Source organism: Actinoplanes sp. KI2, assembly GCF_025630775.1.
Lineage (GTDB): Bacteria > Actinomycetota > Actinomycetes > Mycobacteriales > Micromonosporaceae > Actinoplanes.
This window is the reverse complement of record NZ_JAOSZE010000018.1, coordinates 130,679-154,494: the sequence shown is the minus strand read 5'-3', so window position 1 is coordinate 154,494 and position 23,816 is coordinate 130,679. Positions and strand designations below refer to the sequence as shown.

The 23,816-nt window shown below is 71.8% G+C and carries 29 protein-coding genes; 16 read left to right on the top strand and 13 right to left on the bottom strand.

The features are described 5' to 3' along the window. Window positions 1-224 precede the first annotated feature (224 nt). From ODJ79_RS20645 to ODJ79_RS20610, 8 genes are all read left to right on the top strand, one after another. Window positions 225-1,418 (top strand): substrate-binding domain-containing protein, encoded by a 1,194-nt coding sequence (locus ODJ79_RS20645; protein WP_263025140.1) that lies wholly within the window; start codon window positions 225-227, stop codon window positions 1,416-1,418. Between the two features lie 2 nt (window positions 1,419-1,420). Next, complete coding sequence (locus tag ODJ79_RS20640; RefSeq protein WP_411267355.1) at window positions 1,421-2,164, top strand: ABC transporter ATP-binding protein; 744 nt, start codon at window positions 1,421-1,423, stop codon at window positions 2,162-2,164. Beyond that, window positions 2,161-2,865, top strand: a complete 705-nt coding sequence (locus ODJ79_RS20635) for an ABC transporter ATP-binding protein (protein ID WP_263025139.1) — start codon at window positions 2,161-2,163, stop codon at window positions 2,863-2,865. The genes ODJ79_RS20640 and ODJ79_RS20635 overlap by 4 nt, the downstream gene beginning before the upstream one ends. Beyond that, the gene (locus tag ODJ79_RS20630; RefSeq protein WP_263025138.1) at window positions 2,866-3,729 is read left to right on the top strand and encodes a branched-chain amino acid ABC transporter permease; all 864 of its coding nucleotides are present in this window, start codon (window positions 2,866-2,868) and stop codon (window positions 3,727-3,729) included. Next, the gene (locus tag ODJ79_RS20625; RefSeq protein ID WP_263025137.1) at window positions 3,726-4,712 is read left to right on the top strand and encodes a branched-chain amino acid ABC transporter permease; all 987 of its coding nucleotides are present in this window, start codon (window positions 3,726-3,728) and stop codon (window positions 4,710-4,712) included. Before ODJ79_RS20630 ends, ODJ79_RS20625 begins: the two co-directional genes overlap by 4 nt. Window positions 4,713-4,799: 87 nt before the next feature. Continuing rightward, window positions 4,800-5,030 (top strand): hypothetical protein, encoded by a 231-nt coding sequence (locus tag ODJ79_RS20620; RefSeq protein WP_263025136.1) that lies wholly within the window; start codon window positions 4,800-4,802, stop codon window positions 5,028-5,030. A gap of 158 nt (window positions 5,031-5,188) precedes the next feature. Beyond that, entirely contained in the window at window positions 5,189-5,716 is a 528-nt protein-coding gene (locus tag ODJ79_RS20615; protein WP_263025135.1) for an RICIN domain-containing protein, read from the top strand. 205 nt (window positions 5,717-5,921) lie between these two features. Beyond that, window positions 5,922-6,125, top strand: a complete 204-nt coding sequence (locus tag ODJ79_RS20610) for a hypothetical protein (RefSeq protein ID WP_263025134.1) — start codon at window positions 5,922-5,924, stop codon at window positions 6,123-6,125. Between the two features lie 5 nt (window positions 6,126-6,130). Here the strand turns inward: ODJ79_RS20610 and ODJ79_RS20605 are convergent, their stop codons facing one another. After that, the gene (locus tag ODJ79_RS20605; RefSeq protein ID WP_263025133.1) at window positions 6,131-6,700 is read right to left on the bottom strand and encodes a TetR/AcrR family transcriptional regulator; all 570 of its coding nucleotides are present in this window, start codon (window positions 6,698-6,700) and stop codon (window positions 6,131-6,133) included. Between the two features lie 110 nt (window positions 6,701-6,810). On the opposite strand from ODJ79_RS20605, the gene ODJ79_RS20600 reads away from it, so the two are divergent. Beyond that, the gene (locus ODJ79_RS20600) at window positions 6,811-7,683 is read left to right on the top strand and encodes an LLM class flavin-dependent oxidoreductase (RefSeq protein WP_263025132.1); all 873 of its coding nucleotides are present in this window, start codon (window positions 6,811-6,813) and stop codon (window positions 7,681-7,683) included. Here ODJ79_RS20600 and ODJ79_RS20595 read toward each other — a convergent pair. The 3 genes from ODJ79_RS20595 to ODJ79_RS20585 all read right to left on the bottom strand — a co-directional run bounded on the left by ODJ79_RS20595 (window position 7,614) and on the right by ODJ79_RS20585 (window position 11,256). Continuing rightward, window positions 7,614-8,216 carry a DUF2087 domain-containing protein gene (locus ODJ79_RS20595; protein WP_263025131.1) on the bottom strand — a complete coding sequence of 201 codons (603 nt, stop codon included), beginning with the start codon at window positions 8,214-8,216 and terminating at the stop codon, window positions 7,614-7,616. The genes ODJ79_RS20600 and ODJ79_RS20595 overlap by 70 nt on opposite strands. A gap of 42 nt (window positions 8,217-8,258) precedes the next feature. After that, window positions 8,259-10,472 carry a glycoside hydrolase family 9 protein gene (locus ODJ79_RS20590; RefSeq protein ID WP_263025130.1) on the bottom strand — a complete coding sequence of 738 codons (2,214 nt, stop codon included), beginning with the start codon at window positions 10,470-10,472 and terminating at the stop codon, window positions 8,259-8,261. A 106-nt stretch (window positions 10,473-10,578) separates the two neighbouring features. Further along, window positions 10,579-11,256, bottom strand: coding sequence for a Tat pathway signal sequence domain protein (locus ODJ79_RS20585; RefSeq protein ID WP_263025129.1), 678 nt, complete (start codon window positions 11,254-11,256; stop codon window positions 10,579-10,581). A 336-nt stretch (window positions 11,257-11,592) separates the two neighbouring features. Between ODJ79_RS20585 and ODJ79_RS20580 the strand changes: the two genes are divergently transcribed. Together ODJ79_RS20580 and ODJ79_RS20575 are read left to right on the top strand one after the other, a co-directional pair. Then, window positions 11,593-12,231, top strand: a complete 639-nt coding sequence (locus ODJ79_RS20580; protein WP_263025128.1) for a DUF6230 family protein — start codon at window positions 11,593-11,595, stop codon at window positions 12,229-12,231. Then, window positions 12,231-12,815, top strand: a complete 585-nt coding sequence (locus tag ODJ79_RS20575; RefSeq protein ID WP_263025127.1) for a DUF6114 domain-containing protein — start codon at window positions 12,231-12,233, stop codon at window positions 12,813-12,815. Before ODJ79_RS20580 ends, ODJ79_RS20575 begins: the two co-directional genes overlap by 1 nt. On the opposite strand, the gene ODJ79_RS20570 is transcribed toward ODJ79_RS20575, so the two are convergent. The 3 genes from ODJ79_RS20570 to ODJ79_RS20560 form a co-directional block, all read right to left on the bottom strand. Then, window positions 12,722-13,195 carry a hypothetical protein gene (locus ODJ79_RS20570; protein WP_263025126.1) on the bottom strand — a complete coding sequence of 158 codons (474 nt, stop codon included), beginning with the start codon at window positions 13,193-13,195 and terminating at the stop codon, window positions 12,722-12,724. The two genes, ODJ79_RS20575 and ODJ79_RS20570, sit on opposite strands and share 94 nt — an antisense overlap. Window positions 13,196-13,361: 166 nt before the next feature. Continuing rightward, window positions 13,362-13,712, bottom strand: coding sequence for a UBP-type zinc finger domain-containing protein (locus ODJ79_RS20565; protein ID WP_263025125.1), 351 nt, complete (start codon window positions 13,710-13,712; stop codon window positions 13,362-13,364). Between the two features lie 52 nt (window positions 13,713-13,764). Beyond that, complete coding sequence (locus ODJ79_RS20560) at window positions 13,765-14,226, bottom strand: aminoacyl-tRNA deacylase (protein WP_263025124.1); 462 nt, start codon at window positions 14,224-14,226, stop codon at window positions 13,765-13,767. A 51-nt stretch (window positions 14,227-14,277) separates the two neighbouring features. Here ODJ79_RS20560 and ODJ79_RS20555 point away from each other — a divergent pair, with 51 nt between their 5' ends. Further along, the gene (locus ODJ79_RS20555) at window positions 14,278-14,655 is read left to right on the top strand and encodes a DUF427 domain-containing protein (protein WP_263025123.1); all 378 of its coding nucleotides are present in this window, start codon (window positions 14,278-14,280) and stop codon (window positions 14,653-14,655) included. Window positions 14,656-14,664: 9 nt separating this feature from the next. Here ODJ79_RS20555 and ODJ79_RS20550 read toward each other — a convergent pair whose 3' ends face one another. The 4 genes from ODJ79_RS20550 to ODJ79_RS20535 form a co-directional block, all read right to left on the bottom strand. Continuing rightward, the gene (locus tag ODJ79_RS20550) at window positions 14,665-15,864 is read right to left on the bottom strand and encodes an ABC transporter permease (RefSeq protein WP_263025122.1); all 1,200 of its coding nucleotides are present in this window, start codon (window positions 15,862-15,864) and stop codon (window positions 14,665-14,667) included. 117 nt (window positions 15,865-15,981) lie between these two features. Beyond that, window positions 15,982-16,458 carry a hypothetical protein gene (locus tag ODJ79_RS20545; RefSeq protein WP_263025121.1) on the bottom strand — a complete coding sequence of 159 codons (477 nt, stop codon included), beginning with the start codon at window positions 16,456-16,458 and terminating at the stop codon, window positions 15,982-15,984. A gap of 91 nt (window positions 16,459-16,549) precedes the next feature. Then, a complete protein-coding gene (locus tag ODJ79_RS20540; protein ID WP_263025120.1) occupies window positions 16,550-17,434 on the bottom strand; it encodes a CDP-alcohol phosphatidyltransferase family protein in 885 nt (294 codons plus the stop codon). 57 nt (window positions 17,435-17,491) lie between these two features. After that, window positions 17,492-18,478, bottom strand: a complete 987-nt coding sequence (locus tag ODJ79_RS20535) for a TIGR03617 family F420-dependent LLM class oxidoreductase (RefSeq protein ID WP_263025119.1) — start codon at window positions 18,476-18,478, stop codon at window positions 17,492-17,494. 54 nt (window positions 18,479-18,532) lie between these two features. Here ODJ79_RS20535 and ODJ79_RS20530 point away from each other — a divergent pair, with 54 nt between their 5' ends. Together ODJ79_RS20530 and tsaA are read left to right on the top strand one after the other, a co-directional pair. Next, the gene (locus ODJ79_RS20530) at window positions 18,533-19,921 is read left to right on the top strand and encodes a PQQ-like beta-propeller repeat protein (protein ID WP_263025118.1); all 1,389 of its coding nucleotides are present in this window, start codon (window positions 18,533-18,535) and stop codon (window positions 19,919-19,921) included. 18 nt (window positions 19,922-19,939) lie between these two features. After that, window positions 19,940-20,350: a tRNA (N6-threonylcarbamoyladenosine(37)-N6)-methyltransferase TrmO gene (tsaA, locus tag ODJ79_RS20525; protein ID WP_263025117.1), complete on the top strand. Its 411-nt coding sequence runs from the start codon at window positions 19,940-19,942 to the stop codon at window positions 20,348-20,350. A gap of 82 nt (window positions 20,351-20,432) precedes the next feature. On the opposite strand, the gene ODJ79_RS20520 is transcribed toward tsaA, so the two are convergent. Further along, window positions 20,433-20,678 carry a hypothetical protein gene (locus ODJ79_RS20520; RefSeq protein ID WP_263025116.1) on the bottom strand — a complete coding sequence of 82 codons (246 nt, stop codon included), beginning with the start codon at window positions 20,676-20,678 and terminating at the stop codon, window positions 20,433-20,435. 202 nt (window positions 20,679-20,880) lie between these two features. Between ODJ79_RS20520 and ODJ79_RS20515 the strand changes: the two genes are divergently transcribed. Then, the gene (locus ODJ79_RS20515) at window positions 20,881-22,086 is read left to right on the top strand and encodes a PLP-dependent aminotransferase family protein (RefSeq protein WP_263025115.1); all 1,206 of its coding nucleotides are present in this window, start codon (window positions 20,881-20,883) and stop codon (window positions 22,084-22,086) included. Between the two features lie 217 nt (window positions 22,087-22,303). Next, window positions 22,304-22,918, top strand: coding sequence for a hypothetical protein (locus ODJ79_RS20510; protein WP_263025114.1), 615 nt, complete (start codon window positions 22,304-22,306; stop codon window positions 22,916-22,918). Between the two features lie 13 nt (window positions 22,919-22,931). Here ODJ79_RS20510 and ODJ79_RS20505 read toward each other — a convergent pair whose 3' ends face one another. Next, a complete protein-coding gene (locus ODJ79_RS20505; RefSeq protein WP_263025113.1) occupies window positions 22,932-23,756 on the bottom strand; it encodes an SDR family oxidoreductase in 825 nt (274 codons plus the stop codon). Window positions 23,757-23,816 lie beyond the last annotated feature (60 nt).

The following is a 23,816-nucleotide window of genomic DNA, read 5'->3' as shown; positions in this document are numbered from 1 at the left end:
CGCCGACGCTATGACGCAGGACACATCCGAACCCATGGAGTCGGGGCCCACATTGCGGGCGGTCGCTGTGTAGGTGACCTACGCCACTCCGCGCAGCGATGTCTTCGCATGTGCCGATGCCCCATGCCGGGCCGCCCCCCGGTGGCGCCCGCACACGTGGTTCCGCCCCGGACGGGCGACCTAGCGTGAGCCCACCCCAACCTCGAGGTAACGAAAGGCGTCCGATGAGTGGATCGGCGACATTCCGGCGGGCGGCCCTCTCCGTGGTCCTGCTCGCCGCGGCCGGCGGAAGCGCGGCGTGTGGGAGCCCGCAGCAGGCGGCCGGCGGCGGCGACGGCCCGCTGCGGGTCGGCATCATCTATTCCCAGACCGGGCCGCTCGCCGGCTACGGCCGGCAGTACGCCGACGGCTTCAAGGCCGGCCTCGCGTACGCCACGCAGGGCACCGGCAAGGTCGGCGGCCGGACGATCGACGTCACCTACGCCGACGACGCCGGCGACCCGGCCAAGGCGGTCGCCGCGGCGAAGGACCTGATCGGCAAGGGCTACCGGGTGCTCGGCGGCTCCACCGCCTCGGGCGTGGCCACCCAGCTGGCCCCGCTGGCCGCCACCAACAAGGTGCTGTTCGTCTCCGGGCCGGCCGCGACCGACGCGCTCACCGGCCTCAACCGGTACACGTTCCGCTCCGGCCGGCAGTCCTATCAGGACGTGCAGACCGCGAAGGCATATCTCGGTGCCGGCGACGGCACCGGCAAGAAGGTGCTCGTGTTCGCGCCCGACTCGGTGTTCGGCAAGTCGAACGTCGCCGCCGTGCAGGCGATCATCGGCGGGGCCGGCGGCGCGACCGTCACGAACATCGCCGTGCCGGCCACCGCCACCGACTTCACCCCCTTTGCCCGGCAGGCCAAGGCGGCCGCGCCCGACCTGCTCTTCGTGGCCTGGGCCGGCAGCACCGCGAGCGCGATGTGGCAGGCCCTCGACCAGCAGGGCGTGCTCGCCTCGACCACGGTGGTGACCGGGCTCGACAGCCGCGCCACCTGGCCGGTCTTCGGCGCGGCCGGCTCCCGGCTGCACCTGCTCGCGCACTACTTCGACGGCGCCACCGACAACCCGGCCGAGCAAGCGCTTGCCAAGGCGGTGCCCGGCGGCCGGACCGACCTGTTCCAGCCGGACGGCTTCGCGGCGGCGCAGATGATCGTGCACGCGCTGGACAAGGGCGGCGACGACGTGGACAGGATGATCACAGCCCTCGAGGGCTACCGGTTCGACTCGGTCAAGGGCACGCTCACCGTCCGCGCCGAGGACCACGCGCTGCTCCAGCCGATGTTCCACGCCAAGCTGTCCGGCGACACCGCCACGCTGACCGGCACGATCGGCGCCGCCGACGCGGCACCGCCCGCCGCGGCGATGAAGGGCTGACGGTGTCGGCTCTCGCCGTGGAAGGCGTTTGCTGGCACGCCGGCGCCGTTCCGATCATCTCCGACGTCACGCTGCGGGTCGCCGCGGGCGAGTTCGTCGCGCTGATCGGGCCCAACGGCGCCGGCAAGACCTCGCTGTTCAATGTGGTCAGCGGCCTGTACGGGCCGAGCGCCGGCCGGGTTCTGGTCGGCGGCGTCGACGTGACCGGGCTCGCCCCGCACAAGCGGGCGCGGCTCGGCCTCGGGCGTACGTTCCAGACCTCGGCGGTCTTCGCCTCGCTGAGCGTGCGGGAAAATGTCGCGCTCGCCGTCCAGGCCGCCGGCGGCGGCAGCATGCGGCCCTGGCGGCGCAGAACCGATCGCCGGGTCGCCACCGCCGCGCGCGACGTCCTCGACCGCGTGTCGCTCGGCCCGCGGGCCGACGCCCGTGCCGGCGACCTCGCCCACGGCGAGAAGCGCAAGCTCGAGATCGCCCTGCTGCTTGCCGCCGCGCCGCGGATGCTGCTGCTCGACGAGCCGATGGCCGGGGTGAGCGCCGAGGACGTGCCGGCGCTGGCCGAGGTGATTCGCGGGCTCACCGCGGACGGCCGCGGCGTGCTCATGGTCGAGCACCACATGGACGTGGTGCTCGACCTCGCCGACCGGGTCGCCGTGCTGCATCACGGGACGCTGCTGGGCTGCGACACCCCGGCCGCGGTGATGGCCGACGCGACGGTCCAGCTGGCGTACCTCGGGGAGGAGTTGTGATCCTGAGCGTGCGCGACCTGTCGGTCCGGATCGGCGGCTCGCACATCCTGCAGGGCGTGTCGTTCGACGTGCCGCGCACCGGGATCACCGCGCTGCTCGGCCGCAACGGCGTCGGCAAGACGACCACCCTGCGAGCGATCCTGGGTGAGCTGCCGGCGTCCGGCGCCATCGACTTCGACGGCCGGCCGGCCCTGGGCCGGCCGACCCACCGCCTCGTCCGGGACGGCCTCGGCTACGTGCCGGAGGACCGCTGCGTCTTCGCCGGCCTCACCGTCGCGGAAAACCTGCGCCTGGCGGTCCGCTCCGCCGACCCCCGCTTCCGTACGGTGTATGAGCTGTTCCCGGAGCTGCACGTGCGGGCCGGTCAGCGGGCGGGCACGCTCTCCGGCGGTCAGCAGCAGATGCTCGCCCTGGGCCGGGTGCTGCTGAACGACCAGCGGCTGCTTCTGATCGACGAGCCCACCAAGGGCCTGGCCCCCGCGGTCATCTCGTCGGTCGCGACCGCTCTCGACCGGATCGCCGACCGGGTGCCGATGCTGCTCGTCGAACAAAACCTCGCGGTGGTACGCCGGCTGGCCACCGACGCGATCGTCCTCGCCGCCGGCCGGGTCGCCTGGCAGGGCCCGGCCGCCGGCCTGCTCGGCGATCCGGCCCTCGCCCGGGACCTGCTCGGCGTCGGCTCCACGGTTCGGAGGCCGTGAATGTCCACAGTGGTACTGCTGACGCTGACCGGGCTCGGCCTGGCGGCACTCTACTTCCTCATCGCCTCCGGCCTGTCGCTCGTGTTCGGCCTGGCCGGGGTTCTCAACTTCGCGCACGGGCTGTTCCTGTCGGTCGGCGCGTACGCGGCCTGGCAGGCCGCCACCCACTGGGGTCTCGGCCTGGCGATCCCGATCGGTGTCCTCGCCGGGGCGGTCACCGGCGCCCTGGTGGAACTGGTCGTGATCCGGCCGCTCTACCGCCGGCCGACCGAACAGGTGCTTGCCACCGTCGGGCTCTCGCTGGCCGGGGTCGCGCTGCTGCAGTCCGTCTGGGGCGCCGACCCGCGCCCGTACCCCAGGCCGGCCTGGACCGCGCACACCACCACCGTCCTCGGCGCCCCGGTGCCGGACGACCGGTTCCTGCTGATCGGCGCCGCGGTCGTGGTGCTCGCCGCGCTGCTCGCCGTCCTCCGCTGGACCCGGTACGGCCTGATCATCCGGGCCGGGGTCGAGAACCGGGCCATGGTGAGCGCGCTCGGTATCGACGTGCGCACCGCGTTCACCCTGGTCTTCGCGCTCGGCGGCGCGCTGGCCGGAACCGCCGGCGTGCTCGGTGGCATGTACTTCGGATCGGTCTCCCCGAGCCAGGGCGCAAGCCTGCTCATCTTCGCGTTCATCGTGGTCGTGATCGGCGGCCTCGGCTCGGTCACCGGCTCGGCCGTCGCCGCCGTCGCGGTCGGCCTGCTCCAGCAGTTCGTCAACTACTTCGGCACGTCCGGCGCCGGCGACGTGAGCGTGGTGGCCCTGCTGGCCGTCGTGCTGCTGCTGCGACCGGGCGGCCTGGCCGGAAAGGTCGCCGCATGAGGGCCGCTCGCCTCGTCCCCGTCCTGGCCCTGGTGCTCGCGATCGCGCTGCCCTGGTCCACGTTGGACGTCCCGGTGCTGTTCGACGGGCCGCTCAACTCCCCCGGCACGCTGCAACTGCTGGGCGTGTGCCTGGTCTTCGGCGGCCTCGCTCTCGGGTACGACCTGCTGTTCGGCCACGCCGGCCTGCTCTCCTTCGGGCACGCGCTGTTCATCGCGGCCGGGGCGTACACCATCGGGATTCTGATCGATCGCTACCACTGGCCGTTGTGGTCGGCGGCGATCCTCGCGGTGCTCGGCGCCGCGGCGGCGGCCGTCCTGCTCGGTGCGGTCGCGTTACGAGTGAGCGGCATCGCCCTGGCCATGGTGACGCTGGCGTTCGCGCAGGTCGGCTGGATCGTGGTGAACCGCGACCCGGGCGGCCTCACCGGCGGCGAGGAGGGCCTGCCGCTGGACGCCGGCGCGCTGCCGTCCGCGCTGGTCGGCGTGGCGAACACGGTCAACCTGTACTGGCTGGCGCTCGCCTTCCTGGTGCTGGTCGTGCTGGTGGTGCACGGCATCCGGCGCGCGCCGCTGGGCCGGGTGCTGACCGGCCTGCGCGACGACGAGCGCCGGATCGCGGTGCTCGGGCTCGACCCGTACCGGATAAAGCTGGCCACCTTGGTCCTGGCCGCCGCCCTGGCCGCCCTGGGCGGCGTGGTCTACGTGCTGCTGACCGGCGGCGCCACCCCCTACCTGGCGTCGACCGACCTGACCCTGGCACTGATCGTGATGGCGGTGCTGGGCGGCGCGGGCACCCGCTGGGGCGCGGTCCTGGGCGGCATCCTGTACGCCTACCTGGACCAGCGCCTGACCCGGATGGGCGGCTCGCTGCCCGGCCCGCTCGGCCAGCCGCTGTTCGTGCTGGGCACGCTGTTCGTGCTCGCGGTCGCCTTCGTCCCGGGCGGCCTGGCCGGCCTCCGCCGCCGGCTCAGCCCCGGCTGAGCTGCCGGGCGAGGTGTGACCAGGCCCTCTACGGGGAAGATCACATCACGCCGATGCGCGCGTGGTGCATGGCGATAATGCATGACTATGAATGACGTCTTGGGCTGGTTGGAAGATCAGTTGAGCGCCGAGCTGGCCGAGGCCGGGCACGCACCCGAGGACCCGGTGTGGACGGCGGCGATGCGGGTGCTGCCGCAGTGGAGCGGGACGCTCAGGTCGGCGCACGACTATGCCCACCTGCAGGTCGGCGGCGCCCGGTGCCGGTCTGCGCTCACCTCCCGGGCCGAGCCTGCCGCAGAGGCGATGGCCGGCCAGTAGCGGGCCTGCCGCTCCGGGATGTCGCTGAGGCTTTCCGAGTGGCGTCCCGCTCGCCGGGGCCCTTTCAGCGCCGCGTCAGTGCGGTTTCAGATCCCTCCAGCACAGTGGCGGCAGACCCATGAGGGTTTCGTCACCTATCGTTTCTGGAGGTAACAGCCATGCCACGAATGATGTCGCTGCTCGCCGTCGGTGCCGCGGCCACATTGGCTGCCCTGTCCTTCGCCGTGCCGGCGCAGGCGGGGGCCGGCCCGTTCCAGATCCGGCTCTTCGGCGAGGACGCCAGCAACAACACCTGCGTCTCGCTCGACCCGGCGACGGGGAACAACCCGGACACCCAACTCCGGCTCGCGGCCTGCGACCGGACCAAGACCAACCAGCTGTGGTTCTTCGACACCCTGGGCGGCAACGACTACCACATCATCAACGTCTCCTCTTTCAACTGCATGCGGGCGCTGCGAGACGCCGACCGCGCGCAGGTCCAGACCATCGACTGCACGTCGATCAGCGATGAGCGTTTCTCGGTCAACGTGTCGCTCCCGACCGGCGCGCCGACCCAGATCCACGCGCGGATCTCCGGCGGCAACCGGTGCCTGGACGCCACCAACGGTGGCACCTCGGTCGGCACCCCGATCCAGGTCTTCCACTGCACGAGCAACAACGGCTCACAGGCGTTCTCGATCTCGTGACGCCGGCAGTGACCGGTGGGCGTCTACGCTACGGGCTCAACCCGTGCGGACCGTTCCGGGCATGGCGACCGGGCAGCGGAGACGACACATCCCGGGCGGCGCCCCCGGTCATAGCTGCGCAGGGCCTGGGCCGGAATTTTCCTCATGTCGGGGTGGTGGCGGGCGATCAATGATCATGGTTTGTCGTATCCCGCAGGGAGTTGTCATGTCCGTAGGCCCCGTCGGTTCAGTCCCGTTCAGCGTGGTCGCACCAGGCACGTCGCCGGACCCACAGGCCCGCCAGGCGCAGGTCGACGCCCAGGCTGACCTGCTACAGGCGCTGGCCAGCCCCGATCTGCCGATGAAGATGATCCGGTGCGGCATCAGCCTCAGCCTCGGCGACGGCCAAAACGTCGACCTGTACATGTGAGTCGGTCACACCTGAGGCCCCTGGGTACGTAGGCCCGCGACGAGCAGGGCGACCATCCGGCGCGGGTCGTACTGCGGGCCGGCACCGACGCACAGGCTGCCGATGCCGCGCATGAGCTCCAGGGCCGCCACGTCCGGGCGGACCTCGCCGGCCGTCACCGCGGCCGTCAGCAGCCGGTCGCAGACCGGGACCAGGCGGTCGAGGAAGTACGCGTGCAGGGCCGCGAAGCCGGCGTTGTCCGACTGCATCGCCTCGGCCAGCCCGTGCTTGGTCACCAGGAAGTCGACGAATCGGTCGATCCAGGCGGTCAGCGCCGCGTACGGCGAGCTCTCCGCGGCCAGCAGGGCCGGGCCGGCCTCGGCGCACGCCTCGACCTGATGGCGGTAGACGGCGACGATCAGGTCGGCGCGGGTCGGGAAGTGCCGGTAGATCGTGCCCACGCCGACCCCGGCCCGCGCGGCGATCTCCCGCACCGGCACGTCGACGCCGGCCGCCACGAACGCCTGGGCCGCCGCGTCGAGCAGCGACCTCTCGTTCCGCCGGGCGTCGGCGCGCTTGCGAGAGGCGGCGACCATCGCGCTGTTACCTCCGTCACATCCGAGCCCATTCGGAACCGTGTTCCGTATCGTCGTAGGCGGAACATGATTCCGTTTGATCAGCATGCCAGAGACGACGGAGGATCACCATGCACGTCAGCTTCGGCATCGCCACCGCCCAGTCCCAGGTCTCCTACGACGAACTCCGCCAGGTGTGGCGGGAGGCGGACGCGATACCCGAGATCGAGCACGCCTGGCTGTACGACCACCTCATGCCGATCTTCGGCGACCCGGACGGCCCGACCTACGAGGGCTGGACACTGCTGGCCGCCCTCGCCGCGCTGACCAGCCGGATCCGCCTGGGCGTCCTGGTGACCAGCAACCGCTTCCGGCCCCCGGCCATGCTCGCGAAGATCGCCGCGACCGTCGACGCCGTGGCCGGCGGGCGCCTCGAGTTCGGCATCGGCGCCGGGTCGCGGCCCGGCCACCCGATCGCGCGGCGGGAGTACGAGGCGCACGGCCTGCCGTACCACGACTTCGCGCACTCGGTGGCCGGCCTGGCGGAGGCGTGCACCGTGATCCGTCGCCTGTGGACCGACGACAAGCCGTTCGACTTCCCGGGCGAGTACGTGCAGTTGACCGGCGCGTTCGGCAACCCCAAACCGGTGCAGCCGCGGGTTCCGATGCTCGTGGCGGGCCGCTCGAAGGCGGTGCTGCGGGTGGTCGCCGAGCACGCCGACATCTGGAACATCCCCGGCGGCGACCTGGCCGACGCGATCGAGCGCAGCGCGTTGCTCGACCGGTACTGCGCCGAGATCGGCCGGGACCCGGCGGCGATCACCCGCTCGATCTACCTGCCGTTCTCCGCCGAGCGGCCGGCCGACACCCGGCGCGCGGCCGGCGAGGCGATCGACGCCGGTTTCCGGCACATCGTGCTCGGGCTGGCCGCGCCCTACCCGGCCGGGGTCGTCCGCCGGGTCGCCGACGAGGTCGTCGCGGGCAGCGGGCGGGCCGTGCCGTAGGTGGTGCCCCGGCTGTCCCGTTCCAGCCAGCCGGTCTCCACCAGCATGCGGCGCACGCTCGCGGCGTCGTCGGTGACCGCGGACAGCCGTCGGTTGATCTCGTCCTCGTCGCACAGGCCGTCGAGGGCCAGGAAACGGGCGAACAGCTCGCCGATCTGCCGATAGCGGTCGGACATCGTCGGCGGCAATGCGGTCAGCCGGCCGTGCGCGAAGAAGCCGCGCAGGTGCGGATACTCCGCCAGCAGCGGGGCGATCGGCTGCATCCGGTCGACGGCGGCGACCGCCGCGCGGACCGCGCCGAGGTCGGCCCGGTAGATCCCGTTCCCGCTGCCGGTGGCCAGGCCCGCGCCGGTCAGCCGGGCGCACGCCTCCCCCGCCTGCTGCACCGGGACATCCAGCGCGTACGCGAGCTCGGCGAGGGTCGCGCCCTCCTTGCCGCGGCGCACCAGCTCGGCGAAGGCCGCGAGCCTCGGCGGCGCGGCGAGCTGGGCGAGGATCTCGGCGGCACGGGCGGCACCGGCAGAAGCGGACATGCCGCCACCCTAGAAAGGATGACGGCATGTCGCATGTGGTTTTTACCCCTGGTCGGCGACGAACGCGGAGACCCAGGACAGGGCCGCGTTCCAGTTGATCGCCTCCTCGTTGGTCGACCAGGACTGGATGTCGTCGATGTAGCAGAACTGAGCCACGCAGCCGGTCAGCTTGCTCTGCGCGTACGGGTCCTGGATGGACGAGTTCGCGCCGCCGGCGAGCGTGCCGTTCGGCGGGTGCGGCAGCGTCGGGTCGAGCTCGTGCGCGTACCAGCGGCTGTGCTCGTTCTGCGAGCTGACCTCGCCGTAACCGGTCACGTACGACTGGTTGAGAGCGTTCCGGCCCAGCACGTAGTCGACCCCGGTGAGCACCGCGGTGCGGTACTTCGGGTTGCCGGTCAGCGAGTAGGCGCCGGCCAGCACCACCATGTTGTTCAGGATGATGCTGTTCGAGCCCCAGTCCCACATGTTGTTGGCGGGCGCGTACGGAACCCCGTACGCCTGCGCTTTCTGCACGGCCAGGTACTTCTCGGCCCCCGCAACCACCGAGTTCTTCACGGCCGGAAGGCCCGGCAGGTGGTTGGGAATGAGCGCGAGGTCGAGCCGGCCGGCCGCCGCGGTGGACGCCCAGTCGAAGGCGCCCGCGCCGAAGATGTCGGCCGTGTGGTCCGGCGAGGCCAGGACGTCGGACTGGTACTGCTTCTCGCCGGTGGTGAGGAACAGCTCGGCCGCCGCCCAGTAGAACTCGTCGGTCACGTTGTCGTCGTTGTACGCGCCGCCCCCGTTGCCATCGCTTCCCGGCGCGTACCGGGCCGGATTGGCCTTGGCGGCGGTGTAGGCCGTGCGGGCGGCCTTCAGCGCCCGTGCCGCGAAGGCCGGGTCGTACTTGCAGTAGATGCGAGCGGCCTGGGCGGCCACCGCGGCCAGGTTGAGCGTCGCCGCGGTGGAGACCGGGTGCAGCTCCCGCGGTTGCGCGTCCTGCGAGGGCAGCAGCGGCAGACCGGTCCAGTTCTGGTCATGGATCTTGTGATGGACCATGCCCGCGTCCGGCTTGCCCGCCGGCACCTGCATCTCCAGCAGGAAGTTCAGCTCCCAGCGCGCCTCGTCGAGGATGTCCGGGACGCGGTTGCCGCTCTCCGGGATGTTCAACGACACCTTGCGTACGGCGGCGGAGCGCTCGTACTCGTTCAGGAGCTCCCATGTCGAGATGCCGCCGTTGACCACGTACTTGCCGTGGTCGCCGGCGTCGTACCAGCCGCCGCGCACGTCGAGCGTGTAGTCGCAGACACCGGCCTGGCAGGGAACGTTCCCGTCGCCCTGGTTCGGCGCGACATCCACGTGCCCGGCCGCGCGACCGTAGCCCGGCCGCAGCGCGTCGTCGATCGCGATCCCGCTGCGCTGGGTGTAGTAGAACTTGAGTGCGTCCGCACGAAGCGTGCGGTAGGCGCCGGAACCGATGTCGAACGGCCGGCTGGTCTCGCCGTCCGCCGTGATCGTGTAGCCGGTGCCGGCCCCGGCGTACCGGCCGAAGTCGATCGTCTGCACGTTCTGCCCGGACGAGACGTCCACCCCGCGCGGTATGCTCGTGCCGCGGGCGACGACCTTGCCGGCCGAGTCGTTGAGCTGCCAGGGCAACGCGGTGGTCGCGGTGGTCACCACGGTCGCGATCTTGGGGCCGTTCGGCAGGTACGCGACCTGGTTGACCCGCACCCGCGGGCCGGTGTCCGGCACGTACACCTCGGGCGGGACGCCACCGACGAGCGACACGTTGTCCAGGCAGAAGTGCCACGGCTCGGCGCTGCCGCCGAGCTGGAACGCGACCTGGCCCTGCGTGGTGTCGGTGCTCGCGGTGAACGTGGACGAGTAGTGCGTCAGGTCGCCGAGCACCGGCGACTGTTCGAAATAGGTGTCGTACGGGCTGACGGCGAGCCCGACGATCGCCCGGACCACGTGGCCCGCGTCGCCGGACGCGTCGAAGCTGAACCGGTAGGACTGCCCGGCGACCAGGGGCAGGTCGTTCTGTCCGATCGCGACGTCCCAGCGGTTGGTCGTGCCGCCGGGTACGTCGACGCAGGCCTGCCCGTTGGTGAGGGTCATCGGCATGCCCGCGGTCGACCAGAAGGGATCGGTGGTGCCGTCAAAGCCGCCGTTCTTGACCTGCTCGACCTCGTCGGCCAGAGCGGGTGCGGCGGCGCCGATGGTCAGCAAGGACGCAACGGCGAGGACGGAGACTAGTCGGGAGCGCTCCCATAGAGGCATGCAGACATACTGATCGCGGCCTCACACCGTGTCAACGCGCACGAAACAGCGCGTTCACGGCCGGGGCTCCGGGGGAACCCCGGCCGTGAACACTTCCCTAGGAGTGTCAGTTCGTGAAGACCGACGGGCTGCCGTCGACCGAGGTGTCCTGCACCGGCGCGTAGGTCGCGGTGAAGAACCCGGAGCTCGGGCAGAGCACCGAGCCGGACGTCTTGCTGAACGGCTGGTCGGTGAAGCTGATCGAGTTGTCGGCGTTGGACGCGACACCGGAGATCGAGCCGTTCGTGGCCCGGTAGACGCAGGTGATCGAGCCCAGGATGGTGCCGAGCGACAGGGTGGTCTGGATAGGCGCCGTGTCCGTGCCGGTCACCGTGACCGTGCCCGTTGCGCTGTCCACCGTGGTACCGAAGGGCAGGTTGTTGACGGTCACGCTGTTCACCTTGGTCACGCCGACGATGTTGGCGGTGCACGAGGAGAACGCCTGAGCGGTGGTCGACTCGGTGGCCACGGCGGGCGCGACCGGGTTGTCGGTGACGGTGGCGGTGAAGGTCGACACGGCGCACTTGACGCCGGTCGAGCCGCCGGCCGCGTTGGCGAAGTTGGCCGTGGTGCCGGCCGCCACCGAGGCGTTCAGCACGTCGCCGACGGCCACGTTGGCGCCGTCGGTACCGGCCGCGCCGGTGGTGAGCACCGCCGCCGGGTCGTCGGCCCGCGCCGGCGAGGCCGTCAGGGCCAGCGCGAGGGCCGCGAGCGCGGCGATCGGGGCGGTTCTGGACGCACGCATGGGTGTTTCCTCCCTCTCGAGGACGGGACGCACCCGGCGGGCACCTGCGGGGGGAGCAGAGGTCCATACCGGGCATACATCGGTGGGCGACTATCTCTGCCCACCGCTGCGAGAATTAATGCCGTCGATGTATATGCCCGAGGCTACTGGCGAGTCAACCCAATCGACATGGATCCTTACGCGAGGTGAAATCCCTGGTACCAACCCCTTGACCGTATTGATACCGGGCGGTAACTTCGGTCCGCTACATAGACCTCCGACAGTTTTACGGTCATTGTGGCCGAGCTACAAAGCAATTCCGCGACATTGTTTTCGACACACAAAAGGAGTGCCCGGATGACCACACCGGAGAAGATCTCCGCCGCCGGCGGCGTCCGCTGGAAGCGCTTCGGCGGCATGATCGCCATCACCGGGGCGGTGACCGCCGGCATGGTCGCCCTGACCGCGAGCGGCGTGCTCGCCGCCAACTTCTCGATCTCCGGCATGCCGTTCACGGTCACCGCCACCAACCTGCACGGCGAGGGCTTCGAGCAGTACGCGACGATCGACAACATGATTCCGAACAGCCCGAACGCCACCGATGAGAACGGCGGTCAGGAGCTGGTGATCGTGTCCGCGATCAACCAGGCGCAGCTGACCAACCTGTGCCAGAGCGTCTCGCTGGGCCCCATCAACCTGAAGATCACTGCGGGCGACAACGGCAACAAGGTCCAGGCCCGCGCCCTGGTCGTGGACTCCGACCAGATCAACGGCGACGCGGACTTCCAGAACATCAACGTCGGCCAGGACGCCAGCACGTTCAAGAAGGTGACCGACCCGGCCACCGGCGAGACCATCAAGGGCGGCGAGGGCGTCTTCGGCCAGCAGGCGGACACCGTCGACATCAACAACCTGCGGCAGAACAACTACGCCACCACGGCCTCCCGGTTCACCCTGCCGCACCTGCGGATGGGCTTCGCCGGCAGCGGTTGCTGATGACCCGCTCCAAGTTCTGGCTCTGGCGGCACGCCCGTCCCTTCTGGGGCGGGCTGTTCGTCTTCCTCGGCGGCGCCGAGATCTTCCTGACCGTCAAGGCGCCGCTGCCGGTCGTCGTGCACGTCGGCATGCAGGGCTTCATCGGCTACCTGCTGCCGATCGTGCTCGCCCTGCTCGGGATCCTGATCATCGTGAACCCGGCGCAGCACCTGTTCTACTCGCTGGTCGCGGCCGTGCTCGCGCTGGCCTCGTGGCTCACCTCGAACCTCGGCGGCTTCGTGATCGGCCTGCTGCTGGCCCTGGTCGGGTCGGCGCTCACCTTCGCCTGGTCCCCGGACAAGCACGCACCCGCGTCCCCGGCGCCGGATCTCGACGAGGCGCCGCTGGTCGAAGACGAGGCACCGCCGGTCGAGCACGAGGCACCGCCGATCGAACCGGAACCCGACGGGACGCCGCCGGTCGAACGGGAAACGGTCGAGCTCGGTCTCGATCAGTCGGGCAACGCGCCCGGGGTCCAGCCGGAGACGTCACAGAGCCGTCCCCGCCACAGGCGGCCCGAACCCGGCCTGCTGCCCGGCGAATAGACCCGCGTGTTGCGCAGGTGGATGTACTCGGTCGGGACCAAAAGGGCGGTCATCTGGCGGTGGGTCACCTCACCGCCGACGTCGCGCATCCGGACCGCGTCGTGGGCCAGGTCAGACTGCTCCTTCATGTGCTCGGCCATGCCGGTGTAGAAGGCGTCCTGGTAGTCGTCGAGCTCGCTGACCTCGGCGAACCACTGCCACTGCGGGATCAGGTCGCCGCTGACCATCAGGCCGTGCACGGTCAGGCTCAGCGGCACCCCCGGATCGACCGGTTTGGTCAGGCGATCAACCTGCGCCACATACATGCCCAGGACGCTGTCCGGCTCGCTCCAGTCGTTCCGGGTCGCGATCGCGTCGAGCATCGGATCGGACAACACCACGCACCACACCCCCGTGTCAGTCTCCCGTGCCGACTCTAGGCCAGCCGGAGGCGCCGCCGGACGCGATTCCGATTACCGGTGCGGGTGCGATCGCCGGCCGGAGGGGCGCCGGGCCCGATCCGGCCGGCGGTCAGGCGCGATCGCCGGTCGGGGAGGGCGCCGGGCCCTAGCGGTTCAGGCGCGATCGCCAGTCGGCCGGGACCGCGCCGGCCGGGCCGGGCACGGACTGGTCCGCCGGGTGGCTGTCGGCCGGCGCCAGGCGGGGACCGTTGCCGGCCTGGTCGGTCGAGTAGTCCCAGAACCAGTCCTCGCCGGGCTCGAAGGACTGGATGACCGGGTGGCCGGTGGCCTGCCAATGCGCGGTGGCATGCTGCGCCGGCGAGCTGTCGCAGCAGCCGATGTGCCCGCACTGCGCGCACCGGCGCAGGTGGAACCACCAGCCGCCGCCCTCGAGGCACTCGACGCAGCCGGTGCCGGACGGGGGAACTTCGGGCCGAATCGGGTCGTCGCTCGTCACAACGGTGAACGTACTCCGCGGACGGCGATCGCGCCGCCGTCGAGCCTCATGGTCACGCCTGCTCGGTCACATCGGCGAACGTCCCGCCGAGCGCGGCGATCGCCGCATCGGCGGCCACCTGGATGCCGACGCCGCGCACGCCACCGCCCAGGTTGATCGTGCGGCCGCGGGTGGACTCGTCGGCGATCACCGGCCACGGCCGGGCCGAACCGAACGGGGTGATCGTGCCGCGCTCGTAGCCGGTCGCGTCCTTGGCCGTGGCGGCGTCCGGCAGCGAGAGCCGGTTGACGCCGAGCAGGGCGCGCAGTTTCGGCCAGGAGATCTGCCGATCGCCGGGGACCAGAACGAACACGAAGTCGTCCTCGGCGCGACGGACCACGATGGTCTTGACCAGGTCGCGGACCTCGACGCCCTGGGCGGCCGCGGCCTCCCGCACGCCGGCGACCGGGCCGTGGCGGAGCACTTTGGTATCGACACCCAACGCGATGGCGGCGGTCTCCGCGGGCCCTGGCATGTGATCGACAGTAGCCTGGAGACGAGAGTTGTTCGCACGCGAGGAGTAGTCATGGCCGACAAGCCCGTTCTCCAGCCCGGCCCGGATCACCCGATCACCATCACTCCGACCGAGGGGCGCGTGGTGGTCAAGGTGGCCGGTGCGGTGGTGGCCGACACCCGGGCCGCGCTGACCCTGCAGGAGTCGACGTACCCGGCGGTGCAGTACATCCCGCTCGCCGACGTCGACACCGCGCTGCTCGAGCCGACCGAGACGCAGACCTACTGCCCGTACAAGGGGGACGCGAGCTACTACTCGATCCCGTCCGGCGGCGCGATGGCCGTCGACGCGATCTGGGAGTACAAGGAGCCCCGGGACGCGGTCGCGCAGATCAAGGGGCACGTCGCGTTCTACTCGAGCCGGGTCGACTCCATCGAGATCACGGCCTGACCGGCCCGGTCACTCGTATCGCAGTGCGTCGATCGGCCGGAGCCGAGCGGCGCGGGCCGCCGGCAGGCTTCCGAAGAACAAACCGATCACCACGGATACGCCCAGGGCGAGCACGACCGAGCCGGGCACCACGACCGGGGTCACCCCGGCGATCGAGAAGCGGGCTCCGATCAGGGCGGCGGCCACCCCGAGACCGCCGCCCAGGAAGCTCAGCAGCGTCGCCTCGATCAGGAACTGGGTCATGATGGTGCGCCGCTGCGCGCCGAGCGCCTTGCGGATGCCGATCTCCCGGGTCCGCTCGGTCACCGTGACCAGCATGATGTTGGTGATGCCGATCCCGCCGACCAGCAGGCTGATCGCGGCCACCGCGCCGAGCAGCGTGGTGAACGTGTCGGCGGTCGCGGTCTGCGTCTGCAGCAGCTGCGAGGCGCTGCGAATCCGGTAGCCGGCGGTGCCGCCCGACCCGGTCGGCACCCGCTCGTCGAGGATCACACCGACCTCCGACTCGACCGTGCTCACCATCTTCGAGTCGGCCGCCTCGACCAGGATCGAGTTCACCGCGCCATAGCCGGTCAGCACCTGCCGGACCGCGACGATCGGCGCGATCGCGATGTCGTTGGGGTCGGACGCGCCGGTCGACTCGCTCTTCTCGGCGAGCACGCCGATCACGGTGAACAGCGCGCCGCCCGCGGTGATCTGCTGACCGACCGGATCGACGCCGGGAAACAGGTCCTCGGCGACGGTCTGGCCGATCACGACCACCCGGCGGCCCTCGGTGTTGTCGTCGGCGCCGAACGCGGACCCGGTGGCGACCGGCGTGTTCGACGCGGTGAAGTAGCTGGGCGTGGTGCCGACGAAGTTGTTCACGGTGTGCGAGGTGCCGCCGTACACCATGGTCGTCGAGGTGGCGACCACCGGCGAGACCGACTTGACGTCGGGGGCGAGCACCGGGTCGGTCAGCGCGTCGGCATCCGCGAGGGTCAGGCCGCGGGCGCCGGCCGAGCCGCCGTTCGCGCTCATCACGGTGAGCGTGTTCGTGCCCAGCGCCGAGATCCGGTCGGCGACCGCCTTGGCCGACCCGTTGCCGACCGCGACCAGCAGGATCACCGCGGCCACGCCGATCAGGATGCCGAGCATGGTCAGGCCCGAGCGCAGCTTGTTGACCGCCACGCCGCGCAGGGCGAACCGGATGATCTCGAAGAAGTTCATCGCGCAGCCACCTCGTCGTCGGATCAGGGCGATCCTACGACCGGCGGCGCGCAAAAGGTCGGACGCCGGGTAAGCATCTCGCCCGGCCCATCACTGACCGAGCGAGATACCCCGCGATCAGTTCGAGCCGCCGCCGGCGCCGCCGTTGCCGCCGCCCGACGGCTTCTGGCCCGCGCATGCCGTGGTCGCCTTCGTCCAGGTCGCGTCGCTGACCCCGGCCGGCTTGGTGAGCTCGAACCCGCGCCCGCCGCCCGGCCCGCCCGAGGGCATCCCCGACGGCCTCCCCGCCCCGTCGGGCGCCCCCGACGGCGGCGCACCGGCACCGTTCGGCCCGCCCGACGGCAGGCCGGCTCCGCCCGGCCCGCCGGACGGCATCGTGATCGTCACACCGTTCTGCGAGAGGCACTGGAGGTACGCGGCCATCTGCCCACCACGACCGTTCCCGCCCGTGGTCCCGGTGCCGTCGCCGGTCCCGGAGGAGGAGCCGCCGCCGGAGTCGTTCGAGCCGCAGGCGGCGAGCGCGGCCACCGCGACCGCCGTGAGCAGCCCGGCCGCGAGACGCCGGCGTCGGTGCAGGACAGCGGATACAGACACAGGTTCTCCTGTTCTTCGGGGCCGCGGCGGGGGTGCCGCGGCCGAGGGGGGTGAAGGAGAATGAAGCAGTCGCGCCCCGGCACTGCGGGCGTTACGAGACCATGGCGCTGTTTTCTGACATTTCACTGATTCCGGATGGCTGCCGGACGACAGAAGCATCGGCGCGGATGCTGTGCGGGGCGGGTCCGGACGCTGTCGCGAGGCTGTGAATCGCCGCCGGGCGGCTCACCCGCCACGCGTACCGCACGATCCGGAGCTCGAAGATCGCCAGCAGCACCGCGGCGACGATCGCGGTCGTGCCGGGGAAACCGATCAGCGGACCGACCACGAACACGGCCATCTCGAACTCGATCCCGCTGAACAGATGGGTTCGGATGCGCCGACCGGCGAGGGCCGCCTTGACGCGACCGCCGGGCGCGGACGGCGGTGCCGCGGTCTGCGCTCCGATCGTTTCCGGGCGTTCCTGCGCGTACGCGGTTCGCAGCTGCTCCACCGTCTCCCGCAGCTGCGTCACCTGACCGGCGTTGAGGTAGCGCAGCAGATCACAACTGATCACCAGGGCGAGCAGCCACAGATACCGGATCTGACCGGTGTGCAGATACAGACCGCCCATGAGCGCCGCCGCGCAGGCGATCGCGCGCAACCGGTCGAGCATGAAGTCGCACCAGCCGCCGAAGAGCGACCCCTCGTCACGCAGCCGGGCGATCTTGCCGTCCATGCAGTCGGCCACGAAGCCGCAGTGGAACAGCAGCGCGCCGGCGACCGGCCACCAGCGGCCGGGCCCGGCGAAGCAGGCGGCCGCCGCGGCCCCCAGCACCGCGGCGAGGGCGGTCAGCCGGTTCGGCGTGACCCGGCGCCAGGGCGCGACCAGCCGGACCAGGCGGGTCGCGTACGGGTCGACCAGCAGAACCGTCCACCAGGAGTCGAGCGGCTTGCATGTGCGGCGGCGCACCTCGTGCAGCGGAATCCTACGCATCCCGCCATTTCAACACCTAAGCGGTGAATTCATGGCGAAAACGGTCAAAACGCACCATTACGGGACGGCAACGGATTCGCGCACCTGCCGGAGCAGCTCCGGGTCCACCTCGTACGGCGTGTAGAACGAGATCCGATCGACCAGCCCGTCGAACCGGTCCTTCAGCCCGCGCGCCACGTCCCCGCCGACCGCGAACGTGTCGAGCACGTCGTCGCTGATCAGCCCGGCCATCTCGGCCCACGCCTGCCGCCGGGACAGCTGGTTGAGCCGATCGGCGAGCTCGCCCCAGCCGTGCAGGTCGAGCACCGGGCGGTAGGCGGGCGTCGAGGCGTAGAACGCGATCTGCCCGCGTACCGCATGCTCGGCCTTTGATCTTGCTTTCTCGTCCGCGCCGAGCACCACGAAGGCGGACAGCGACAGGCTGAAGCCGTCGCGCGTCCCGCCCAGGATCGGCCGGGTCCGCTCGCGGATGTACGCCGGGCTGGTCAGCGGGTGCAGGAGCACGCCGTCGGCGACCTGCCCGGCCACCGCGGTCATCCGCTCCCCCACCGCGGCGAGCAGGATCGGCGGGTTCCCGAACGGGTTCGGCCCCGGATCGAAGAAGTCGGTCATCAGCGTGTGCCGGTAGAACTCGCCCCGGAACGCCAGCCGCTCGCCGGTACGCCAGGCGTCCCAGATCGCCCGCACCGCCGCGACGAACTCGGCCATCCGCGCGGCCGGCTTCCCCCACGGCATCGCGAACCGCCGCTCGATGTGCGCCTGCACCTGCGACCCGAGTCCGAGCTGGAACCGCCCGCCGGAGATCAGCTGCAGATCGTTCGCGAGCACCGCTAGGCTCATCGGGTTGCGAGCGAACGCGACCGCGATCCCGGACTGCAAGGTGATCGTCTCGGTGGCCCGGGCCGCGAGCGTGAGCGCGGTGAACACGTCATGTTTGCTCTCGGCCGCGCCGAAACCGTCGTAACCGTCCCGCTCGGCGCGGGCGGCCGCCGCCTCCACCTCGAGTGGCGAGGCCCCGACGCCCGCCGCGAAGTCAACAAGCATGCCCCATGAGATCACGTTCGGCCGGGAGCGACCATCACGGGTACCGTCTCGGACGTGGTTTCTTCGGCTCGAGTCGGTGCGTGCGTCGCCGGCCTTCTCAGCGCAGCGCTCCTCGCCTCGTGCACCAGCGGTTCGAACGCCGAGCCCGCCTTCCCGCCGGCCGCCGACTCGCCGGCCCCGGCCTCCGCCGGCAGCGCGTCGCCTGCGGCGGCCGAGTGGCCCACGTACCACCGCGACAACGGTCGCTCCGGCCTCGGCCCGGCCCAGCCCGCCGCCACGAAGCTGACCGCGGCGTGGCGGGCGAAGCTCGACGGGGCCGTCTACGGCCAGCCGCTGGTGGTCGGCGGCCGGGTGCTGGCGGCGACCGAGAACGACACCGTCTACGCACTCGACCCGGGCAACGGCGCGGTGCACTGGTCGCGCCACGTCGGCACCCCCGTGCCCAAGTCCGACCTGCCCTGCGGCAACATCGACCCGCTCGGCATCACCAGCACCATGGCGTACGACGCCGGCACCGGCCTGGTGTTCGCCCTGGCCGAGTCCACCGGCGGAGCGCACACCCTCTACGGCATCGACGTGGCGACCGGCCAGGTCCGCGTCAAGCGCGCCGCCGAGCCGCCGAAGGGCGACCGGATCGCGCACCAGCAGCGCTCGGCGCTGACGATCGAGAACGGGCGGGTGTACATCGCGTACGGCGGGCTCGCCGGCGACTGCGCCCAGTACATCGGCTCGGTGGTGTCGGTACCGGTCAGCGGCTCCGGCGCGCTGCAGAGCTACGCCATCCCGACCACCCGCGAGGGCGGCATCTGGGCACCGGGCGGCGCCGTGGTCCACGCCGGCAAGCTCTACTACGCGGTCGGCAACGGCGAGTCCACCTCCGGCTTCGACGGCAGCGACACGGTCGTCGCCCTCGACCCGGCGCTGCACCGCACCGACTACTTCGCACCGTCCACCTGGGCCGACGACAACGAGAAGGACCTCGACCTCGGCTCGATGACCCCGGCCGTGGTCGGCTCGTCGATCGTGATCGCCGGCAAACGCGGCATCGGGTACGTCCTCGACCCCGCTCACCTCGGCGGCATCGGCGGCGAGCGCAGCCAGGCGGAGATCTGCGCGCCGTTCGGCGGCGCCGCGGTCAGTGGCACGACGCTGTTCCTGCCCTGCAGCGACGGGATCCGCTCCGCCTCGCTGGACGAGAGCTCCGGCAAACTCCGCACCGGGTGGCACGGCCCGTCCGGCGCGACAGGCTCACCGGTGGTCGCCGGCGGCGCGGTGTGGGTCGTCGACTACGACGGCGGCCTGCTCTACCTGCTCGACCCGGCAACCGGCAAGGTGCGGTCCCAGCTGGCCATCGGCGTGGCCCCGCATTTCGCGTCGCCCACGGTCGCCGCCGGGCACGGCTACGTCGGCACCATGACCGGCGTGGTGAGCGTCACGTACTGACTCGGGCAGACTGAACCCATGACGTCCTACGCCCTGCGCCCGGTCGGGCGCGTCCAGTCCACATTGACCGATCGCGCGGACGCGCCACGGCAGCCCGACGAGGGCGCGCCCGAGGCGTGGCTCGTCTTCGACGAGGCGGTCGCGCCCGCGCTCGACGGCCTGACCCCCGGCATCGACGTGCTGCTGTTCACCTGGCTCGACCGCGCCGACCGGGACACCCTCGCCGTCCACCCGCGCGGCGACCGATCGCGCCCGCGCACCGGCGTCTTCGCCACCCGGGCGCCGGACCGGCCGAACCCGATCGGCCTGCACACCGTGCACGTCCTGGCCGTCGAGGGCAACCGGGTGCACGTACGGCACCTGGAGGCGCTGGACGGCACCCCGATCCTCGACGTCAAGCCGCTGCTGGGACCGGCCCCCGAGCGCTGAGCCGGGCGCCGATCGCCCAGGACGCCGGCCGGCACATACCGCGCCGCCACTTCCCGCGAACGATCCTCGCGGACCGCGCCGGTCACCGGCCCGCGGCGAGGATCGCGCGCCGCGCCCGCCAGGCCATGACCCCGCCGATCGAGACCGCCGACAGGATCGAGCCGACCGAGAGGAACGAGCCGATCGAGCCGACCGACCCGAAGGATCCGATCGATCCGACCGAGAGCGCCGAACCGGTGGAACCGATGGACAGCACCGAGCCCTTGGAGTAGACGCTCAGCACCGAGTTCTCCGCCTTGTACGAAAGGATCGACCGCCCGTCGCGCATGGCGATCAGTTTAGGGCGTCAGTCCCGGGACGGGTGCCGCCGCATGGTGGCGGGTCGGTGGTTCTCTCCGTCCTTAACAGGCGCTAAGGTGGTCATCGGCTCCTCGATCAGGCAGCCCGCTCCACGTCCGCGCCGCCGGCCCAACGGCCGCCGCCCGCCGCGTCGACGCACACTGCCTGCCCTTTCCCTGGAGTCCGCCGAGATGACCCAGCCCGCGGTCCGCCCGCCCCTGCCCGCCCAGCGCCTCGCCGGCGTCGCCAGCTCACCGGTCCGCGATCTGCTCGCGCTGATCGACCGGCCCGAGGTCATCTCGTTCGCCGGCGGCCTGCCCGCGCCGGAACTGTTCGACCTCGACGGGTTGCGTGCCGCCTTCGATCGGGTGCTCTCCACCCCGGCGGGCCGCCGCCACCTGCAATACGCACCGACCGAGGGCAACGCCGACCTGCGCGCGCTGGTCGCCGCCCGGATGACCGCCCGCGGCCTGCGCACCGGCGCCGACGACCTGCTGGTCACCACCGGCTCGCAGCAGGGACTGACCCTGATCGCCGCCGCGCTGCTCGACCCGGGCGCGGTGGTCGCCGTCGAGGAGCCCACCTACCTGGCCGCGCTGCAGTGCTTCCAGCTGGCCGGGTGCCGGATCGTCACCGTCCGATCCGATGCCGAGGGCATCGACCCGGCCTCGCTCGCCGAGGTGCTCGAAACCGATCGCCCGCGGCTGGTGTATCTGGTGCCGACGTTCGCGAACCCGACCGGCCGGACGCTGTCGGCGGCGCGGCGGGCCGAGGTGGCGGCGCTCGCGGCGGAGCACGGCGTCTGGGTGGTCGAGGACGACCCGTACGGCGAACTGCGCTACCGCGGCGAGCCGGTCCCCGCGCTCGCCGCCCAACCGGCCGCCGCCGATCGCGTTCTGCACCTCGGCAGCTTCTCCAAGATCGCCGCACCGGGCCTGCGGCTGGGCTGGGTGCGCACGCCGGCCACGCTGCGCCCGGCGCTGACCGTCGCCAAGCAGGCCGCCGATCTGCACACGTCCACGATCGACCAGGCCGCCGCGGCCGCCTGGCTGGCCGGAACCGATCTCGATGCGCACCTCGAGGCACTTCGCCGGGCGTACGCGAAGAGACGCGACGCGATGATGACGGCCATGCCCGCCACCGCCCCGGCCGGCAGCGTCTGGACCGATCCGGACGGCGGCATGTTCACCTGGCTGCGCGTGCCCGGCCGGGCGGTCGACACGGCCGCGCTGCTGCCCGCCGCGCTGGCCCGGGACGTGGCGTTCGTCCCGGGCGCGCCGTTCTTCGCCGGCCGGCCGGACCCGGCCACCATGCGCCTGTCGTTCACCACGCACACCCCCGACGAGATCACCGAGGGCATGCGGCGGCTAGCGGCGGTGCTCCGGCCCGCCGGGTGAGCAAGGGTCGCCACGGCCCGCCCGGTGAGCAAGGCCACGGCCCGCCGGGTGAGCGAGGGTGGCGACGGGCAACCAACCGATCATCGATCGTTGTCTGCCTGTCCGGGTGACTGCCGGTGCGTAGCCGATGTCGTTGGGTGCCGTGGCTGCCGGATTTCCGGGCCGGTGTCCGGCCGCCCACCACCTGCCCGCCAACCGGCCAGCATGGAGCCCCACCATGGCGTACGACCCGTACGGCTACCCGCGGCAGCGGCGACCCCAGTCCCCCGCGCCGTACGGCGGCGTCTACGGCCGGCCGGCGCGGCAGCCCGTGGTGCCCGGTCCGCCGTCGCCGGCGTCCGCCCCGGGGCAGCGGGCGCGGGCGCGACGCGGCCAGCCACCGCCCCCCGAGCCGGCCCGCAGGCCGAGCCGCTGGCCGTTCCTGGTGCTGGCCGCCGCGTTCCTGGTGCTGGCGGGCGGGGTGTGGACGGCGTACAGCCGGGCTCTGATCTTCAAGGACTCGGGGATCAAGGCGTGTGAGACGCTCCGGGACGGCACCCGGAGCCTGACCGGCGTCGCCAGGTCCACCGCGAAGATGACCGAACCGCAGTATCGGCAGATGCGGAAGGTCTTCGAGGACTCCCGCTACGGCGACATCCGCGACCACGGCACGAAGCTGATGGATGTGATCTGGGCGATGTCGCAGGCCACGGAGACCGGCGGAGGCAACGACAGCGCCGCGGTGACCGGTTCCGCGCTGGTGTATCTGCCGCCGCTGGGCGAGCATCTCACCGGTTTGCAGTCGGCCTGCGCCGACCAGGGCATCATCATCAACCTGCGGCAGACCGAATGACCGCCGGAGCGTTTCACGCCGGCGACGGCGCGTCCTGCGGGACGAACTCGCGGCACCCGCGCAGGCGTGTCCGGAGCAGACCGGTCGCCCGGTCGATGGTCAGGCGGATGTCGGCCGGCAGGGTGAGACCGGGTGGCATCGGTCCGTGCGGGATGGCTGCCGGGTCGAGCCCGTCCCGCTCGGCGACCAGCAGGCCCAGCCCGTACCGGCTGATCGCATCCGCTCCGGCCACGTTGAGCACGCCCGCGTAGTCGCTGCCGGCCAGCTCGATCAGCGCGTCGGCCAGGTCGTCGACGTGCACCGGCTTACGGATCTGATCGGTGAACAACAGTCCGTTCGCCCGCCCGGCGGCCAGGTCGTGGGTCAGCTTCTCCGGGAGGCCTCGCCCGTGCCCGAGGATGAGCGACGTCCGCACCACGGCCGCGGACGGATCGATGGCCCGGACGGCGGTCTCGGCCGCGGCCTTGGCGGCGCCGTACCGATAGATCGGATCCGGCAGCGCGTCCTCGTCGTACTCGCCGTCCCGGCCGGAGAAGATCGCCTCGGTCGAGACGTGCACGAGCCGGGCGCCGGCCCCGGCCGCCGCCAGCGCGACGTAGGCCGAGCCGTCCGCGATCAGCGGCCAGTCCTCCCGGCCGGCCGCGGTGTGCACGACAACGTCCGGCCGGGCGCGCCGGACGAGATCGTCGACCGCCCGGCGGTCGCGGATGTCGAGCCGCTCCCCCCGATCGGCCGGGTTGCCGAAGTAGGTGCCCGAGACCGCCCACCCGGCCGCGGAGGCCCGCCGGGCGGTGACCCCGCCGAGGAAGCCGCTGATGCCGGTGATGAGCATTCTCATGCCCGCGGACGATACCGACTGCCCGGGGGCGACACCGGTTCGCCACCCGTACGCCGGGAC

Excerpts from the sequence above, each read along its gene's own strand:
- ODJ79_RS20615 (WP_263025135.1), top strand. The coding sequence starts at position 5,189 with ATGCCACGAATGATGTCGCTGCTCGCCGTCGGTGCCGCGGCCACATTG.
- ODJ79_RS20625 (WP_263025137.1), top strand. The coding sequence starts at position 3,726 with ATGAGGGCCGCTCGCCTCGTCCCCGTCCTGGCCCTGGTGCTCGCGATC.
- ODJ79_RS20540 (WP_263025120.1), bottom strand. The coding sequence starts at position 17,434 with ATGCGTAGGATTCCGCTGCACGAGGTGCGCCGCCGCACATGCAAGCCG.
- tsaA (WP_263025117.1), top strand. The coding sequence starts at position 19,940 with ATGACGTCCTACGCCCTGCGCCCGGTCGGGCGCGTCCAGTCCACATTG.
- ODJ79_RS20555 (WP_263025123.1), top strand. The coding sequence starts at position 14,278 with ATGGCCGACAAGCCCGTTCTCCAGCCCGGCCCGGATCACCCGATCACC.
- ODJ79_RS20515 (WP_263025115.1), top strand. The coding sequence starts at position 20,881 with ATGACCCAGCCCGCGGTCCGCCCGCCCCTGCCCGCCCAGCGCCTCGCC.
- ODJ79_RS20645 (WP_263025140.1), top strand. The coding sequence starts at position 225 with ATGAGTGGATCGGCGACATTCCGGCGGGCGGCCCTCTCCGTGGTCCTG.
- ODJ79_RS20605 (WP_263025133.1), bottom strand. The coding sequence starts at position 6,700 with ATGGTCGCCGCCTCTCGCAAGCGCGCCGACGCCCGGCGGAACGAGAGG.
- ODJ79_RS20600 (WP_263025132.1), top strand. The coding sequence starts at position 6,811 with ATGCACGTCAGCTTCGGCATCGCCACCGCCCAGTCCCAGGTCTCCTAC.
- ODJ79_RS20580 (WP_263025128.1), top strand. The coding sequence starts at position 11,593 with ATGACCACACCGGAGAAGATCTCCGCCGCCGGCGGCGTCCGCTGGAAG.
- ODJ79_RS20575 (WP_263025127.1), top strand. The coding sequence starts at position 12,231 with ATGACCCGCTCCAAGTTCTGGCTCTGGCGGCACGCCCGTCCCTTCTGG.
- ODJ79_RS20535 (WP_263025119.1), bottom strand. The coding sequence starts at position 18,478 with ATGCTTGTTGACTTCGCGGCGGGCGTCGGGGCCTCGCCACTCGAGGTG.
- ODJ79_RS20630 (WP_263025138.1), top strand. The coding sequence starts at position 2,866 with ATGTCCACAGTGGTACTGCTGACGCTGACCGGGCTCGGCCTGGCGGCA.
- ODJ79_RS20620 (WP_263025136.1), top strand. The coding sequence starts at position 4,800 with ATGAATGACGTCTTGGGCTGGTTGGAAGATCAGTTGAGCGCCGAGCTG.
- ODJ79_RS20510 (WP_263025114.1), top strand. The coding sequence starts at position 22,304 with ATGGCGTACGACCCGTACGGCTACCCGCGGCAGCGGCGACCCCAGTCC.
- ODJ79_RS20560 (WP_263025124.1), bottom strand. The coding sequence starts at position 14,226 with ATGCCAGGGCCCGCGGAGACCGCCGCCATCGCGTTGGGTGTCGATACC.
- ODJ79_RS20610 (WP_263025134.1), top strand. The coding sequence starts at position 5,922 with ATGTCCGTAGGCCCCGTCGGTTCAGTCCCGTTCAGCGTGGTCGCACCA.
- ODJ79_RS20550 (WP_263025122.1), bottom strand. The coding sequence starts at position 15,864 with ATGAACTTCTTCGAGATCATCCGGTTCGCCCTGCGCGGCGTGGCGGTC.
- ODJ79_RS20505 (WP_263025113.1), bottom strand. The coding sequence starts at position 23,756 with ATGAGAATGCTCATCACCGGCATCAGCGGCTTCCTCGGCGGGGTCACC.
- ODJ79_RS20595 (WP_263025131.1), bottom strand. The coding sequence starts at position 8,216 with ATGTCCGCTTCTGCCGGTGCCGCCCGTGCCGCCGAGATCCTCGCCCAG.
- ODJ79_RS20585 (WP_263025129.1), bottom strand. The coding sequence starts at position 11,256 with ATGCGTGCGTCCAGAACCGCCCCGATCGCCGCGCTCGCGGCCCTCGCG.
- ODJ79_RS20590 (WP_263025130.1), bottom strand. The coding sequence starts at position 10,472 with ATGCCTCTATGGGAGCGCTCCCGACTAGTCTCCGTCCTCGCCGTTGCG.
- ODJ79_RS20520 (WP_263025116.1), bottom strand. The coding sequence starts at position 20,678 with ATGCGCGACGGGCGGTCGATCCTTTCGTACAAGGCGGAGAACTCGGTG.